The sequence below is a fragment of the Pseudomonas sp. 8_5_2 genome, assembly GCF_059295255.1.
This window is the reverse complement of the sequence record NZ_CM181238.1, coordinates 2,862,409-2,877,679: the sequence shown is the minus strand read 5'-3', so window position 1 is coordinate 2,877,679 and position 15,271 is coordinate 2,862,409. Positions and strand designations below refer to the sequence as shown.

Below are 15,271 nucleotides of genomic sequence, written 5' to 3'. Positions count from 1 at the left end.
CCCCTGCCCCCAATCCCCAACCTTGGGGCAACCGGACCCACTGCCAAAACCTCGAAGATGGCCCTGTAAAAAAACCGGACGCCTTGCCCCACAAGGCCTGCAACGCATTTTTCAAGTGTTGGCACAGCTATTGCCGATCTCCTCCCAGACGCCCCAAGTCCATGGGCCCGTTTGCAGGAGGAATTGACTCATGCACCGACCGATACCCCACCCGCTGGCAGTGGCGATTTTCGCCGGCATGCTCCAGCTCCCGGCGCAGGCTGCCTTGAACGCAGTCGATCCAGGCGCCTACGTGCCCGCCAACGGCGGCTTCCCCGCCTGGTACCAGGACAGCCACGGTCGAACCCTCGACCTGTGCCTGACCAAGGCGGTCAGCTCACGCGTGGCCGGCGCCCCCGGCGCGCCGTCGTACATGTGCACGCTGCTGCCCACCCCGGGCGTGTTCGACGATACCCAACCCATCGCCTTCCCCAGCAACTTTCCTGACGAAGCGTTCTGGTTTACCGCCGACGCCGCCATCGTCGACGCCGCCCGCGGTATCGACCTGAGCTACGGTACGGCGATCGAAGCGGCGTTCGCCGCCGAAGAGCCGGTGGAGGGCGACCAGGTCAGCTTTGCCCGGGTGCGCATCCGGGTCGACGTGCCAACCGCCGGCACCTATGTGGTCACCCACCCCTACGGCGTCGAAGTCTTCGATGTACCGGCCGCCGGGCGCCGGGCAATCAACATGACCCGCGACATCGGCATTGCCGGCGCCGGCGACTTCACAGGCGCGTTGAAGGGTGATGTCGGGCCGTTCCTGCGCAGCGTCAACGGCCCCTACACCGAGGGCAGCGAGCGCTTCATCGGCGACCCGAACCTGGATGAACAGGTCACTGGCAGCCCCTTCAATACCAACTATGTGCGCATCGAGGGCCCGGGCGGCATCGACCTGCGCACCGAGCTGTTCTCGATTTCCGGCAAACTCTCGACAGTCGCCCTGCCGACCCCGCTGATGCCGCAACGCAGCACCTACTCGCGGCATACCGAGAACGGCGACCTGCGTGCCCAGCAGGACATCTTCGTGATGGCCCCACCGCCACCGGCCAGCGTTACGCTGACCAGCCAGACGCCCAACCTGAACCTGACCGAAGCCAATGGCACCGGGGCCTGGTACGCCCAGTCGGCGCTCAACCCGGCTGCCGGCACCATCGTCACGCTGACTGCCGACAACAGCGTGGCAATCCCCACCAGCAGCCTGACCACCAGCAACCTGCCGCTGACCGACCTGGTCACCATCACCCAGGCGCAGTACCGCTTGTCTACCGGCGAACTGACCCTGGTGGCCAGCACCAGCGACGAGACCTCCCCGCCTGTGCTCACCGCGCATACCGGCAACGGTACGTTGATCGGCGCCCTGAGCGGCAACGGCGCCGTCAAGACACTAAGCATGTCGCTGTCGCCGATCCCGCCGGCCAAGGTGCAGGTCACCAGCGCCAATGGCGGTAGCGATACCGAAGACGTGGTGCTGGTGCCATGAACAGACAAAGGCTCAGCCTTCAAGGAGGCAGCATGAACACTTGGTCGCGCCGTGCGCTGTTGGCCGCCGGTTTCTCCCTCACCGTTACCAGCGCCGCGTTTGCCGCGCTGTCTGATGTCGACCCGGGGCCATACACCTTCGCCACCGGTGGTTACCCGATGTGGTACAAGGACGGCCTCGACCAGTCCCTGGAGCTGTGCCAGTCCCGGGCGACCAGTACCCGGGTGCCGGGGACCCCGGCCGCACCTTCGTACATGTGCACCCTGCTACCGGAACCGGGTATCTACGACGACGCCTTGCCGCTGGTGTTCCCCGACAACTGGCCGCCGGAGATGTTCTGGTTCCTGGCCGAAACCGAGATCCCTCAGGTCGGCAATAGCGGTTATGAGCTCGAGGTATACGTGGCGGGCCTGGAAGCGGCGTTCGCCGCCGAAAACCCTGTCGATGGCGACCAGCAGAGCTTTGCCCGCATCCGTATCCGTGCCTCGGTACCACGGGCCGGTGTTTACACCATCACCCACCCCTATGGCGTCGAAACCGTCAACGTCACGACACCTGGCCGAAGGGCAATCAACATTACCCGTGACATCGGCATTGGCGCGCCAGGCAACTTCAGCGGCCCACTGAATGGCGCACTTGGCCCATGGCTGCGGGGCGTCGGTGGGCCCTATGTGGAGGTCAACCCCGACACGGGGAGCTCGGAAACATTCGTCGGCGACCCGAACATCACCGAAGCGGTAACCGGAAGCCCCTTCAATACCAACTTCGTCCGCATAGAAGGCCCTGCAGGATCCATCCAGACCAATACCTTCACCGTGTCCGGCAAGGTCCTCGACGAGCGCGCGCCGACCCCCGTCACCCTGGAGCGCGCCACCTACTCGCGTAACGGCAGCGGCACCCGGGTAGAGGTGTTCGCCAAGGCCCCTAAAGAGGCCAGCCTGTGCATGCGCAATGGCCTGGCACTGATCGGCACACCGCCGTCGCCGTGCCAGTTCACCCTGACTGCGGACAACAACGGCTTGTTCTTCAGCCAGCAGTTCAGCCAGGCCGTGCAGCCTGCAGTGGTGGTGGTCACCGCCAGCAACGCGGCCGGCGGCACCCAGCCTACCGCGTTGTCGAGCAAGCTGACCGACGTGGTCCAGGTCAGCACCGCGCGTTATGACTGGGCCAATAAACGCCTGCTGATCGAAGCCGCATCCAGCGACGAGGTGGCGATCCCCGACCTGCTTGCCCAAGGCTATGGCCGCATGTCGAAATCGGGCACGCTGCAAAGCCTGACCGTCAACGATGTGTTGCAGCCGCCAGCCACCGTCACCGTCAAGTCTGCCCATGGCGGCAGCGATGTCGAGCCGGTGATCGTGGTCGGCAACGCCCCGGTCGAGGCGGCCAACCAGCCACCGCTGGCCCAGGCCGATGTCGGCAGCACCAGTGTCGGTATCCCGATCACCCTCAACCTGCTGCTGAACGACAGCGACCCGGACGGCAACGTGCCGCTGACCATCAGCGACCTCACCCAACCCGGTACCGGCCTGGGCGGCGTGGTGCTGAACGGTACCACCTCGGTCACCTACACCCCGCCAGTCGGCGCCACGCAACCGCTGGTGGCCAGCTTCAGCTACCGGGCAACAGACGCCAAGGGCCTGAAGTCGGAACCGGCCACGGTCACCGTCAACGTCGCGCCTAACCAGGCACCCACTGCCGTCCCGGAAACCGTCGCCACCCTGGGCGTGCCGTTGACCATCAACGTACTGGCCAATGACACCGACCCGGAAGGCAACCTGCCGCTGGCCGTGGCCGCCGTTACCCAGCCGGCTGCCGGCCGGGGTACGGTGAGCACCGACGGCACCACCGTGACCTACACGCCACCGGCTACGGTAACCGCAGCCTTCACGACCACCTTCACCTACCAGGCGCGTGACTCGCTGGGGGCGCTATCCAACGCGGGCACCGTCACCGTCAACGTGTCGCCACGCCCGGCTGCCGAGACCTTCACAGTCACGGCCGCCACGGTCACGGCGCGCTCCAACAACCGCTTCAACTGGGACATCAGCGGTACCTCGTCGGTGACCACCGGCAACGTCGTGACGGTGCGCGTCACCACCACCACAGGCGTGCAGACCTTGGGCACCGCCACCGTACCGGTGACCGGCCGCTGGCGCCTGGCAGTGAGCAACAGCACCACCTTGATCCCGACCGCCGCGCCGACGGCGACCATCACCACCAGCCCGGGTACCACGCGCACCGTCAACGTGGTTGTGCAGTAACGGCCGGAGTAACGCCATGAAACGCCTGTATCCACTGCTGCTCAGCCTGGCCCTGGCGGGCCAGGCCAGTTGGGCCGAAGACCTGATGGACAATGCCGACCTCGCACCCGGCAATGACCTGGGTGACCCAGTGATCATCCGCCTGCTCCCGGTCGGCGCCGGTCAGGCGGCGGTGATCGAGCAGCAAGGGTCGGGCAACCGCGCCGCCCTCGACCAGAACGGCCAGGCCCTGCTGGGCCGCATCGTCCAGACCGGTGGCGCGCAGGAGGCGTACATCCTGCAAGAAGGCAGTGACCTGATGGCCAGCATCATCCAGCAGGGCAATGGCAACAGCGCGTCGATCCGCCAGAGCGGCAGCAGCAATAGCGCAGCCATCGAACAGATCGGCAACGACAACAGCGCCAGCATCGTGCAGTCCGGCACGGGCCTCAACAGCTCCGTGACCCAGGCAGGCAATGGCCAGCATGTTCAGATCACCCAATACCGATAGACCTGGAGGCACCACCATGTACAAGCTCGCTCCCTTAAGTGCCGCTATCGTCCTGGCCCTCGCAGGTCAGGCCATGGCTGCTGACAGCACCTCGTCCCAGACCCAGGACGGCAAGGAAAACATCGCCGAAGTCAGCCAGACTGCCGCATCCTTCGCCTCGGCCACCCAGAACCAGACCGGCAAGGGCCACAACCACCTGGCGGTGCAGACCGAGAGCACCAGCGACATCAAGCAAAGCGCCACCGGCTCGCTCAACGCCGGCTACGCCGAGCAACTGTTCGAGAACGGCAGCCAGATCACCCAGCAGGCCGGTGGCACCACCAACGATGCCTTCGCCAGCCAGTCGCTGGGCAACAACAACGAGGCCCTGCAAACCCAGCAAGGCACCGGAAACGTCTCGACCGTGTGGCAGGACACTCAAGAAGGCAGCAAGGCCACCACCTCGCAGTCCGGCCAGCGCAACGAAGCCTTCATCGAGCAGACTTTCGGCGGCAGCAACAACCGCAGCACGGTGACCCAGACCGGCCAGGACAACTACGCCGCCGCCGAGCACCTGAACCACATCGATGGCGATGTCCAGATCTACCAGGACGGCCGCGAAAACTGGGCCTATGGCGACCAGCGCGACGGTACTGGCGGCACCATCGGCATTGGTCAGTACGGCACCGGCAACTCGGCGGAAGTGTGGCAGGACACACAGATCGGCAGCCAAGCCGCCGTCACCCAGACCGGGCAGCTCAACGAAGCCTATATCGACCAGAGCTTCGGCGCTGACAACAAGGTCAGCCTGTCACAGCAGGGCCGTGCCAACGCCAGCTGGTCGGATCAGTTCGAAACCAACAATTCGAACACTACCATTACCCAGACCGGTAACAACAACCTGCACTACACCTACCAGAACGGCGAAAACCTCAGCCTTACCATCAACACCAAGGGCAACGGCAACACCATCACCGCCAGCAACTGGAAAGGCGCCAAGATGGGCGGCCAGTTCGGCGCCAACCAGACCGCCACCATCAACCAGAACGGTACCGGCAACGGCGTCAACCTGACCCAGAATGGTGAAAACCACGTGGCCACGCTGAACCAGAAAGGCACCGGCAACCAGATGCAGACCAAGCAGGCCGACAGCAACAACGAGTTGTACTTCGAGCAGAACGGCACCGACAACATCCTGATTGCCGACCAGCGTGGTACCGACAACTATGCCTACGGCAACAGCCAGGGCACTGGCAACAGCATCACCCTGGACCAGTCCGGCTACAGCAACCAGAGCTACACCAACCAGCTGTATGGCAGTGGCAACGAAGCCACCATCAAACAGGCTGACAGCATCAACGTCGCCTACGTGACCCAAGGGGGCCAGGGCAACAAGGCGTTCGTCGACCAGAGCGGTATGGCTCAAACCGCCACCATCAGCCAGCTGGGCAGCGCCAACATGGCTACTGTGACCCAGAAGTAGACGGCTCCCCCTTGAACCGCGGTGCTTCTCTCCCTGGTGCCGCGGTTCCTTTTTTTCCTGCCCTGTTTGTTTTTTTACGCGGCCTGTTCGCGGGTGAGCCCGCTGCCATAGGTCTCCACTGCCTCAGGCCTGTGCAGAACCTGCGGGAGCGGGTTCACCCGCGAGTAGGCCAGACCTGCCAAGCACATTACAATGGTCAAAACCTGACCTGACCCTCCCCCATGATCCAGTCCGACCTCGATCTGTTCGGCCCCCAGCCGCAACGCCTGGCCAGCCACACCGTGCTGCTACCCGGCTTTGCCCTGGCCGAAATGGAGCCACTGCTCGACGCCCTGCGCCCGGTGCTGCGTGCCGCGCCGTTCCGGCACATGACCACCCCCGGGGGCCTGCGCATGGCGGTGGGCCTGACCAACTGTGGTGCGCTGGGTTGGGTGAGTGATGAACACGGTTACCGCTACAGCCGTTGCGACCCGCTCAGCGGCGAGCCTTGGCCCGCGCTGCCTGCGCTGCTGCTGAACCTCGCAACCCGCGCCGCAGCCATGGCCGGCTTTGACGGTTTTGTGCCCGATGCCTGCCTGGTCAACCACTACCTGCCCGGCACCCGCCTGAGCCTGCACCAGGATCGCGACGAGCAGGACTTCGCCCAGCCCATCGTGTCGGTATCGCTGGGCTTGCCGGCGGTGTTCCTGTTTGGTGGCCTGCAGCGTGCCGACAAGACCCGGCGCATCCCGCTGAACCACGGCGATGTGCTGGTCTGGGGTGGCGAAGACCGTTTGCGGTTCCATGGCGTGCTGCCGATCAAGCCCGGCGTGCACCCGCGTCTGGGTGAACGGCGTATCAACCTGACGTTGCGCAAGGCCGGTGGCTGAAGCTGGCAGGCAACCCACCGTTCAGCACCCGTGGCTGAAACACGTTGAACATCTTCGCCAGGCAGGCTTCAAATACCTTGTCGCGCCTTAGCTTTGCCTGGAGCTTGCCATGCCTAACCCGCCTTACCCTTCACACCTTCAATACGGAGTGCCGCGCCCATGAAAATGCCCGGCCGTTCGCCCAACGCCTCGCTGCAACTCGATTACGTGCGCGACACCCTGTTTGGCCCTGTGGCCCAGAGCGTGGAGTGCGAATGCCAGATGGCCGACCTGACCCTCAAAGGGCGGCCGGGGTTGCGCCTGCATATCTGCCCGCCGCTGCCCGACAAGGTCGAGCGGGCGCACAGCGTGGCTTTCGTCTGGGACGGGCGCAGCTATCGGGGAGTGGTGCGCGACAAGGGTAAATGCGGAGACGGCGGCATGAACCTGCTGCTGGAGTTGCTATAGGTTCAGTCTGAGGCGGGGCCAGATGTCCCCGGCCAGCCTGGACTGGCCGGGGCACAGGCTCCCTCAGGCAATGGCCTTGAGGGGGACCGGGTGGCTCGCGCGTAACGCGTGGAGCTGCGCCACCAGCGTGACCAGGTCCCGGCAACTGTTCAGGTTGTGCAGCGGGACCCCGCTCAGGGTCACGCCTGCTTCGAGACTCTGGCCCTGACCCAGGCGGATAGTCAGGTTGGCGCCATCCGGGCAACTGACTTCACAACGGTCGGGCAGGCAGGCCTGCTCGATCATTTGCCGCATCTCTAGCATCGAAACTCCAATCAACGACATGGTACGACCCTCTCTGTGGGATGGCCTGTTGTGTTTGAGTACACCTTTGTCAGGCAGGGCGCCAATTGATATTGCGCATGCCCGGGCAGGCGTCCATGCGCCGGGGCAATGATCTTTCGGGGGAATCATCTAGCACCTTAGTGGAAGATCCGCAGACACTGGGGGTGTTCGATCGCAATCGCGCACTTAACGACGAGCGGTCTCGCCTGTGGCCAACGACGCCCACAGATGCTGGGCTGCATAGGCTCGCCAAGGTCGCCATGCCAATGCCCGATCAGCCAATTGCGCATCAGCCCCCTCCAGCAAGCGCAACGCCTTGACCAGGGCCACATCGCCCAGCGGCATCGCGTCGGCAGCGCCGGCCTGGCGCAGGGCAAGGTACTGCGCACTCCATGGGCCGATGCCTTTGAGTTTGCAGAGGTTACCCAGCACCACATCCAGCACTTGCCCTGTGCGCAACAGGCCCGGTTCGGCGAGCAAGGCATTGGCCAGCGTGCCCAGGGTGGCGGCCCTTGCCTTGGGCATGCCCAGGTTCTCGAACCGGGCAGCCGCCAGCACTGACAAAGCAGGGAAAACGTGGCTCAACCCCGGCGCCGAGAGACGCAGCGGGACACCGTGGCGTTGCACCAGCCGGCCGGCCAGGGTCATGGCGCCGGCGACGCTGATCTGCTGCCCGAGTACCGTGCGCATCGCCTGCTCGCAAGCGTCCCAGCCTTGCGGTACACGCAGGCCTGGACGCTGTTGCAGCAGCCGGGCCATCAGTGGGTCACGAGATAGCTCGGCAGCGATGCGCACAGGGTCGGCGTCAAGGTTGAATACCCGGCGAAGCCTGGCGATCAGGCCGGGTAGCGCAGCGCAGGGCACCCCTTCAAGGCGAACCTGCAGGCGTTGGTCAGGTAAAGGGGTGGCGTGCATCACCGCGTGTTGACCGGCAATCACCAACGAGCGGCTGTAGGTGCCGTCGAGGCAGGTTTCGATGCCAGGGATACAGCGGGCGGCGAGGAATGCCACGGTCGAGGCCCAGTGGTAGGGGGCACGGTAGCGCAGCCACAGTATGTGGTGGTGTGGGGTAGGAAGTGATCGGCGCACGGCGTGCAGGCGGGTGAGCTTGGGCATGGCTGCATCATGCCAGCAAACCGGTAGCCTGTACCGGCCTTGTCGCCGGTACGGGCGATTCAATCCGCCATGATCAATGCGCAGCGCCGTCCCGCGCATCCTGCATTTGCCCAAACCTTCCGGCATGGAAATCGTCGAACGACTCGGCAATCTCGGCCTGGCTGTTCATCACGAACGGGCCGTAGCCGACGATTGGCTCATCGATCGGTTCCCCGCTGAGCAGCAGCACACTGGCACCTTCCGGCGCCTCGAGGGTAATGTCCTCGCCAGCCGGGTCAAGCAGCACCAGGCTGGAGGGGCCGGCCTCGCGCTCGCCGTTGACCCGCACGGTCCCGCGCAACACCACCAACGCCGCGTTGCGCCCTGCGGCCACCGGCAGCTGCAAGGCTGCACCAGCAGTCAGGCGCAGGTCCCACACATCCATTGCGGTAAAAGTCCGCGCCGGGCCTTGGTGCCCAAGGTAGTTACCGGCAATGACCCGCAAGCTACCGCCCTCGCCGTCCAGTGCAACCACCGGGATGTCGTTGGCCAGCAGCGTCTGATACCCGGCCGCTGCCCGCTTGTCCCGCGCCGGCAGGTTGACCCACAGCTGTACCATTTCCAGCGTGCCGCCGCTGCGGGCGAAGGCTGGGGAGTGGAACTCTTCATGGATGATGCCATTGGCGGCGGTCATCCACTGCACGTCCCCAGGGCCGATCAGACCGCCAGCGCCGGTGGAGTCACGGTGCTCCAGCTCGCCCTGATAGACGATGGTCACAGTCTCAAAGCCGCGGTGCGGGTGCTGGCCGACACCCCGTCGTGCAGCAGTCGGGGTGAAATCATGGGGGCCGGCATAGTCAAGCAGCAGGAACGGGCTGATCTGGCTGGCCAGGTTGTCGTAGGTGAACAGGCTGCGCACCGGAAAACCATCCCCCACCCAATGAGCGTGCGGGTTGCGGTGGATACCCAGAATCTTTTTCATGAGAAGGCTCCTCTCTTGGCTGGGATAACCTTATCAATGATGTCAATCGGGCGGTAGTCAGCCGTTTTGGCATGCATCGTTCCATGGATGGAACAATCAGCCCTGCAAGAAATCGAGCACCTGATCAGCTGCCTTGCCAGGGTCCTCCTGCATGAAACAATGCCCGCCCGCTACCTGTTGCGCAGTCACATTCGGGTTGAGCGCCGCCAGCCGACTTACCGAGTGTGGCACGAAGGGATAGGTGTGCTCGCCATACAACACCTGCGTAGGGGTGCTGATCGCAGCAAGGCTTGCCCACATGCGCCTGGGGAACGAGCTGAATATTTCCACCTCACGGCTGGGCCGGCATTTGAGGACCACCGCTTCGCCGCAATCACCGATGGCATGTTCGACATAGGCCTGCAGCGCCGCATCCGCCCAGCCCTTGAAGATGCCACGGCCTTGCAGTGAAGCGAGCGCCGCTTCGCGATCAGGCCAGTGGCTGCGCCGGCTCGCGGCCTTGCGCGCCAGGGCGTGGCGCTGGTGCAGGCCAACCAGGGCCGCCGCGCCCATCACGCCAAGCATGCGCCGGCTGAACAGCACCGGGTCAAGCAACACGGCACGTGCAAACAGCTGCGGCTCACTGGCCAGCATCAGCCCGGTGAGCACGCCGCCAAAGCTGTGCCCGACGGCAAAGCGCGGCACTTCGCCGTACTCGCCACGCCCGGCCTGAAATGCCTCCACGGCCAACGCGGCGGTACGGTTCCAGCCGCGAAACGCCCCGCCATGGTCACTGTCACCGTGCCCCTGGACATCGCACAGCCACAGGTCGAAATGCTCGCCCAGGCGCATCAGCAAAGGCTGATAGGCCAGGCAGCAGAAGCCGTTACCGTGCAAGAAATGCAGCAGCGGCTTGCCGCTGGCCGCGGTGCGCCAGCCACGCAGGGTGAAGCCTTCGGCACATTCGTGGGACCAGGGGATCAACTGCATGGGCTTGGGCAACTCGCGGGCTAGGAAAACGCCGATTCTACAAACAGAAGCGGGTACAGTGAAATCACCAGCAACAGGGCCATCAGGACATTGAACAGCATCAGCCAACGCGGGTTCTGCAGCAGGTTGCGCAGCGCGCTGCCAAACATCACCCACACGCCCACGCTGGGCAGGTTGACCAGGGCGAACAAGGCGGCGATGACGATCACGTTGGTCACATAGCCTTGCGCCGGTGTATAGGTTGTAATCGCCCCCACCGCCATCACCCAGGCCTTTGGATTGACCCACTGGAACGCCGCTGCGCCCCAGAAGCCCATGGGTTTGCGAGCACCGGACGAAGCCGTACCGACTGGCCCGGAAGTGGCGATTTTCCAGGCCAGGTACAGCAGGTAGGCCGCCCCGGTGTAGCGCAGCACTGTGTACAGCGGCGGCCACGCCTTGAACACCTCGCCCAGGCCCAGACCAACGGCCAGCACCATGACCATGAAACCGACGCTGATGCCCACAGCGTGAGGAATCGAGCGGCGCACGCCGAAGTTCACCCCAGAGGCCAGCAACATGGTGTTGTTGGGGCCGGGCGTGATGGAGGACACGAAGGCAAACAGCACGAAGGCGGTCAGCAGGTCGGCAGAGGCGAGCATAGGGGCGGTCCACTTTCTTTATAGGTGCTGTCACACTAACGGAGTCGCCCTCCCCTGCGACCAGTACAGTTTCATTAAATTATGTAGATACACCTCACTGTATTGCTACCCGAATCAAGGAAGCCGTCAACATGAGCGTTACCATTCGCCCTGCCGTTCGCACCGATGCGCAACAGATTCTGGCCTTCATTACCGAACTGGCCGAGTATGAGCGTGCCCGTCACGAAGTGATCGCCAGCGTCGCCGACATCGAGCACAGCCTGTTCGACGAGGGCAGCACGGTGCATGGCCTGATGTGCGAACGCGATGGCCAGGCAATCGGCTTCGCCGTGTATTTCTACAGCTACTCGACCTGGCTCGGGCGCAACGGCATCTACCTGGAAGACTTGTATATCACGCCCGAGCAGCGCGGCGATGGCGCGGGGCGGCAAGTGCTGCAGCACATTGCGCGCGAAGCGGTAGCGAACAACTGCGGGCGGCTGGAGTGGAGCGTGCTGGACTGGAACGAGCCGGCGATCGGCTTTTACCAGAAGCTGGGGGCCGAGGCGCAGGACGAGTGGGTGCGCTATCGCCTGGACGGGGAGAAGCTGGCGGCGTTTGCTCGCGGTTGATGGGGCGGGAGAGGCGCTGTTAGGGGGGGCATCAGGGCCCAGCTCATATCCCGCAATTGACGCCACGCCCGCCCCATGCTCTCCTTATGCCTGCGTTCAGGTGCCCCTTCTGGGGTGAAACGGGAAACCGGTGCGTCGCGGCCCTTCAGCAGGGTCGGACAAGCCCGGTGCTGCCCCCGCAACGGTAAGCGAGCGAAGCGTCTGTACCACTGTGCCCGTAGTTCGGCATGGGAAGGTGACGCTTTTCAGGAGCCCTGCTCTTCCTCGCAAGCCCGGAGACCGGCCTGGCGTTCATGAACACCCCGCGGTGGGCGGGCGCTGTCGCATTCCCTGGGCAATCACGCTCGGGGCTGCCGCGCTTGTCCGTTGCCCACAAAAAAGCAGAGGAACGCGTCATGCCCGTCACCAGCGCCAAGCCACACAGCCTTGCCACCCCCACCACGCTAAGCCAACGCGTCGTCATCGCCGTCGGCGCCAGCCTGCTGGGCCTGTGCCTGGTCTACTTCGCCGGTTTTTCGCACATCGAGGCCGTGCACAACGCTGCCCACGATACCCGCCACAGCGCCGCCTTCCCCTGCCACTGAGTACGCCCGATGATCACGCGCATTGCCCGTACGGCGGGCTTCAGCGGGCTGCTTGCGGCCTTGTTGCTGACCTTGTTGCAAAGCTTCTGGGTGGCCCCGTTGATTCTTCAGGCGGAAACCTACGAGTCTTCGGCCCCGGCCGCACACCACGAACATGGCAGCGAAGTCGCTGCCCATGAGCACAGCGCCGAAGCCTGGTCGCCGGAAGACGGCTGGCAGCGCGTGCTGTCTACGACCGGTGGCAACCTGGTGGTGGCGGTCGGCTTCGCCCTGATCCTGGCCGCGCTCTACAGCCTGCGCGCTCCGAAGCGCGCCAGCACGGGGGCTTTGTGGGGGCTGGCGGGCTTCGCCGTGTTCTGCCTCGCGCCAACCCTGGGCCTGCCCCCAGAACTGCCAGGTACGGCTGCGGCCGACCTTGGGCAACGTCAGGCCTGGTGGATTGGCACCGCCAGCGCCACCGCCCTGGGCCTGGCCTTGCTGGCGTTTGCCCGCCACGGGCTGCTGAAAGCGCTGGGCGCCGTGCTGCTGGTGGTGCCGCATGTGATTGGCGCGCCGCAACCGGAGGTGCACGAAAGCCTGGCTCCCGAAGCACTGCAAGCCCAGTTCAAGCTGGCCTCCTGGCTGACCAACGCCGCCTTCTGGCTGGCCCTGGGCCTGCTAAGCGCCTGGCTGTTCCGCCGCTCAAGCCAGGCCTGATGCCGGTTTTTTACGCCGGTTTTGGCTGCCGCCGGGGCTGCCCGGTGGATACGCTGCTCAGCCTTCTGCGCCAGGCCCTGGATAATCAGGGCCTGGCGCTGGCCGACCTGCACGGTATCGCCAGCATCAGCCTGAAGGCCAACGAACCGGGGTTGCAGCAACTGGCCGAACACCTCGGTTTGCCTTTGGTGCTGTACCATGGCGCGCAACTGCAACCCTACTCCCCCCTGCTCAGCCACCGTTCTGCTGTGGCCCATGCCCACACGGGTTGCTGGGGGGTGGCCGAGAGCGCGGCGTTGGCCCTGGCCAGCCAGCGGCTCGGCACCGCGCGGTTGCTGCTCACACGCCAGGTGATGGGCCCGGCAACCCTCGCGCTGGCCTGCTGAACGCTGCACCCTCATTTCTTGCAAGGACTTTCCATGACGGTCTACTTCATCGGCGCCGGCCCCGGCGACCCGGAACTGATCACGGTCAAGGGGCAACGGCTGATTCGTCAGTGCCCGGTGATCATCTACGCCGGCTCGCTGGTGCCTGCTGCCGTGCTCGAAGGCCACCGGGCCGAAACCGTGATCAACAGTGCCGAGCTGCACCTGGAGCAGATCATCGCCGCCATGCGCACGGCGCACCAGCAAGGCCAGGACATCGCCCGCGTGCATAGCGGCGACCCCAGCCTGTACGGCGCCATCGGCGAGCAGATCCGCCACCTGCAGGCGCTGGGTATCGATTACCAGATCATCCCCGGTGTCACCGCAACGGCCGCCAGCGCCGCCCTGCTCGGCTGCGAGCTGACCCTGCCGCAGGTGGCACAGACGGTGATCCTGACCCGCTATGGCGACAGCTCGCCGATGCCACCCGGCGAGCAGCTGGCGGACCTGGCGCGCCATGGCAGCACGCTTGCGATTCACCTGGGGGTCAAGCACCTCTCGCGGATCGTCGACGAACTGCTGCCACACTATGGCGCAGACTGCCCGGTGGCGGTCGTGCACCGCGCCACATGGCCAGACCAGGACTGGGTTCGTGGCAGCCTTGGCGACATCGCCGAACGTGTCGCCGCCAAGGACTTCCGCCGCACCGCACTGATTCTGGTGGGGCATGTGCTGGGCAACACTCCGTTCGCCGATTCGGCCTTGTACCGCGCAGGGCACGCCCACTTGTATCGCCCTGGCGACTGAGCATTGCCAGGCTCACCACAGGCGTAGCAGACTCCGGGTTCCCGCTTGCGAACCGGAGTCAAGCTCATGCTGGATCTACGCCCCAACTGCGAATGCTGCGATATCGACCTGCCTGGCGACAGCCCTGACGCGCTGATCTGTTCCTTTGAATGCACCTTCTGCCGCACCTGCGTCGAAACCCGCTTGCAGGGCTATTGCCCGAACTGCAAAGGCCAGCTGGTGACCCGTCCGACGCGGGTCGGCCAGGCCTTGGCCAACAACCCCGCCTCGCCCTTGCGCGTGAATAAAACACACCTCGCCTGCAATTGACCGACCAGAAAATCGACACTCCGCCTTGTTAGCGGTGATGTCTTTCCATTATTTGTAGGAATTTTCAACAAGGCACCCGAGGATTATCAACACTTCTATACTCGGCATTACCAAACTTCAGGATTGGTCGTATCTTGCAGCGCTTCCGATTAACCCGCTTGCAGACGTATTCCTGAGTGATCCAGGAAGGCGGACCACATCCTGACAGGAGTTTTCTCATGACAACCGTGCTGATCGTCGATGACCACCCGATCGTCCGGGTCGCTTTGCGCACTATCCTCGAGCGCGAGCGCTTCCATGTTGTCGGCGAAGTGGGCGACGGCCGGATCGTGGCGCAGGTGGCCCGCGAGCTGCGCCCGGACGTTGTAATTCTGGACATCGGGCTACCCGGGCTGGACGGCATGGAAGTGATCAAACGCCTGCAGTGCCTGGAGGCAGTGCCGAAAATCATGGTCCTGACCGGTCAGGCCACCGATCTGTACGTACGCCGCTGTCTGGATGCCGGCATCGGCGCCTTCGTCACCAAGGATGAAGATACCGATCCGTTGGTGTTTGCCCTCAAGGCCCTGATCAAGGGCTATTCGACCTTCCCGCAGATGTCGGTCAACAGCAACTCGCTGGAGAGCGAACCCGTGCGCCTGGAAAGCCTCTCCAACCGTGAAATGGAAGTGCTGCGGCGCCTGGCGCGCGGTGAAAACAACAAGAACATCGGGCACTGCATGAACCTCAGCGCCAAGACCATCAGTACCTACCGAGGCCGTATCATGGAAAAGCTCAGGACCGAGTCGCTGGTTGAAATGGTCGACCTGGCCAGACGCAACGACGTCAACTGAGCGC

At 64.4% G+C, this 15,271-nt stretch carries 18 protein-coding genes and 1 riboswitch; of the genes, 13 read left to right on the top strand and 5 right to left on the bottom strand.

Annotation, left to right across the window (positions count from 1 at the left end):
- The first annotated feature begins 190 nt into the window (after positions 1 to 190).
- The 6 genes from AC5O5R_RS13195 (at position 191) to AC5O5R_RS13170 (ending at position 7,051) form a co-directional block, all read left to right on the top strand.
- Entirely contained in the window at positions 191 to 1,519 is a 1,329-nt protein-coding gene (locus tag AC5O5R_RS13195) for a hypothetical protein (RefSeq protein ID WP_172231332.1), read from the top strand.
- A gap of 32 nt (positions 1,520 to 1,551) precedes the next feature.
- The gene (locus AC5O5R_RS13190; RefSeq protein ID WP_172231329.1) at positions 1,552 to 3,783 is read left to right on the top strand and encodes an Ig-like domain-containing protein; all 2,232 of its coding nucleotides are present in this window, start codon (positions 1,552 to 1,554) and stop codon (positions 3,781 to 3,783) included.
- A 16-nt stretch (positions 3,784 to 3,799) separates the two neighbouring features.
- Positions 3,800 to 4,273, top strand: coding sequence for a curlin (locus AC5O5R_RS13185; protein ID WP_172231326.1), 474 nt, complete (start codon positions 3,800 to 3,802; stop codon positions 4,271 to 4,273).
- Between the two features lie 16 nt (positions 4,274 to 4,289).
- Complete coding sequence (locus AC5O5R_RS13180) at positions 4,290 to 5,735, top strand: curlin (RefSeq protein WP_494512671.1); 1,446 nt, start codon at positions 4,290 to 4,292, stop codon at positions 5,733 to 5,735.
- Between the two features lie 221 nt (positions 5,736 to 5,956).
- The gene (gene alkB / locus AC5O5R_RS13175; protein ID WP_172231159.1) at positions 5,957 to 6,604 is read left to right on the top strand and encodes a DNA oxidative demethylase AlkB; all 648 of its coding nucleotides are present in this window, start codon (positions 5,957 to 5,959) and stop codon (positions 6,602 to 6,604) included.
- 159 nt (positions 6,605 to 6,763) lie between these two features.
- The gene (locus AC5O5R_RS13170; RefSeq protein WP_172231156.1) at positions 6,764 to 7,051 is read left to right on the top strand and encodes a hypothetical protein; all 288 of its coding nucleotides are present in this window, start codon (positions 6,764 to 6,766) and stop codon (positions 7,049 to 7,051) included.
- Positions 7,052 to 7,114: 63 nt separating this feature from the next.
- Here AC5O5R_RS13170 and AC5O5R_RS13165 read toward each other — a convergent pair whose 3' ends face one another.
- The 5 genes from AC5O5R_RS13165 to AC5O5R_RS13145 form a co-directional block, all read right to left on the bottom strand.
- Complete coding sequence (locus tag AC5O5R_RS13165; RefSeq protein WP_172231153.1) at positions 7,115 to 7,375, bottom strand: DUF1652 domain-containing protein; 261 nt, start codon at positions 7,373 to 7,375, stop codon at positions 7,115 to 7,117.
- A gap of 186 nt (positions 7,376 to 7,561) precedes the next feature.
- On the bottom strand, positions 7,562 to 8,491 hold the full coding sequence (locus AC5O5R_RS13160; protein ID WP_172231150.1) for a DNA-3-methyladenine glycosylase family protein: 930 nt from the start codon (positions 8,489 to 8,491) through the stop codon (positions 7,562 to 7,564).
- A gap of 73 nt (positions 8,492 to 8,564) precedes the next feature.
- Entirely contained in the window at positions 8,565 to 9,452 is an 888-nt protein-coding gene (locus AC5O5R_RS13155) for a pirin family protein (RefSeq protein WP_172231147.1), read from the bottom strand.
- A gap of 96 nt (positions 9,453 to 9,548) precedes the next feature.
- Positions 9,549 to 10,421, bottom strand: coding sequence for an alpha/beta fold hydrolase (locus AC5O5R_RS13150; RefSeq protein ID WP_494512668.1), 873 nt, complete (start codon positions 10,419 to 10,421; stop codon positions 9,549 to 9,551).
- Positions 10,422 to 10,441: 20 nt separating this feature from the next.
- Positions 10,442 to 11,062 (bottom strand): LysE family translocator, encoded by a 621-nt coding sequence (locus AC5O5R_RS13145; protein ID WP_172225813.1) that lies wholly within the window; start codon positions 11,060 to 11,062, stop codon positions 10,442 to 10,444.
- Between the two features lie 131 nt (positions 11,063 to 11,193).
- Here AC5O5R_RS13145 and AC5O5R_RS13140 point away from each other — a divergent pair, with 131 nt between their 5' ends.
- From AC5O5R_RS13140 to AC5O5R_RS13110, 7 genes are all read left to right on the top strand, one after another.
- A complete protein-coding gene (locus tag AC5O5R_RS13140) occupies positions 11,194 to 11,673 on the top strand; it encodes a GNAT family N-acetyltransferase (protein ID WP_172225811.1) in 480 nt (159 codons plus the stop codon).
- Between the two features lie 81 nt (positions 11,674 to 11,754).
- Positions 11,755 to 11,976: riboswitch (cobalamin riboswitch) on the top strand.
- Between the two features lie 92 nt (positions 11,977 to 12,068).
- On the top strand, positions 12,069 to 12,257 hold the full coding sequence (locus AC5O5R_RS13135; RefSeq protein WP_172225808.1) for a CbtB domain-containing protein: 189 nt from the start codon (positions 12,069 to 12,071) through the stop codon (positions 12,255 to 12,257).
- A 9-nt stretch (positions 12,258 to 12,266) separates the two neighbouring features.
- Complete coding sequence (locus AC5O5R_RS13130; protein ID WP_172225805.1) at positions 12,267 to 12,953, top strand: CbtA family protein; 687 nt, start codon at positions 12,267 to 12,269, stop codon at positions 12,951 to 12,953.
- Positions 12,953 to 13,339: a cobalamin biosynthesis protein gene (locus AC5O5R_RS13125; protein WP_172225802.1), complete on the top strand. Its 387-nt coding sequence runs from the start codon at positions 12,953 to 12,955 to the stop codon at positions 13,337 to 13,339. The genes AC5O5R_RS13130 and AC5O5R_RS13125 overlap by 1 nt, the downstream gene beginning before the upstream one ends.
- A gap of 33 nt (positions 13,340 to 13,372) precedes the next feature.
- A complete protein-coding gene (cobM, locus tag AC5O5R_RS13120) occupies positions 13,373 to 14,125 on the top strand; it encodes a precorrin-4 C(11)-methyltransferase (protein ID WP_172225799.1) in 753 nt (250 codons plus the stop codon).
- 66 nt (positions 14,126 to 14,191) lie between these two features.
- Positions 14,192 to 14,434 (top strand): DUF1272 domain-containing protein, encoded by a 243-nt coding sequence (locus AC5O5R_RS13115; protein WP_172225796.1) that lies wholly within the window; start codon positions 14,192 to 14,194, stop codon positions 14,432 to 14,434.
- A gap of 218 nt (positions 14,435 to 14,652) precedes the next feature.
- Positions 14,653 to 15,267, top strand: coding sequence for a response regulator transcription factor (locus AC5O5R_RS13110; RefSeq protein ID WP_172225793.1), 615 nt, complete (start codon positions 14,653 to 14,655; stop codon positions 15,265 to 15,267).
- Positions 15,268 to 15,271 lie beyond the last annotated feature (4 nt).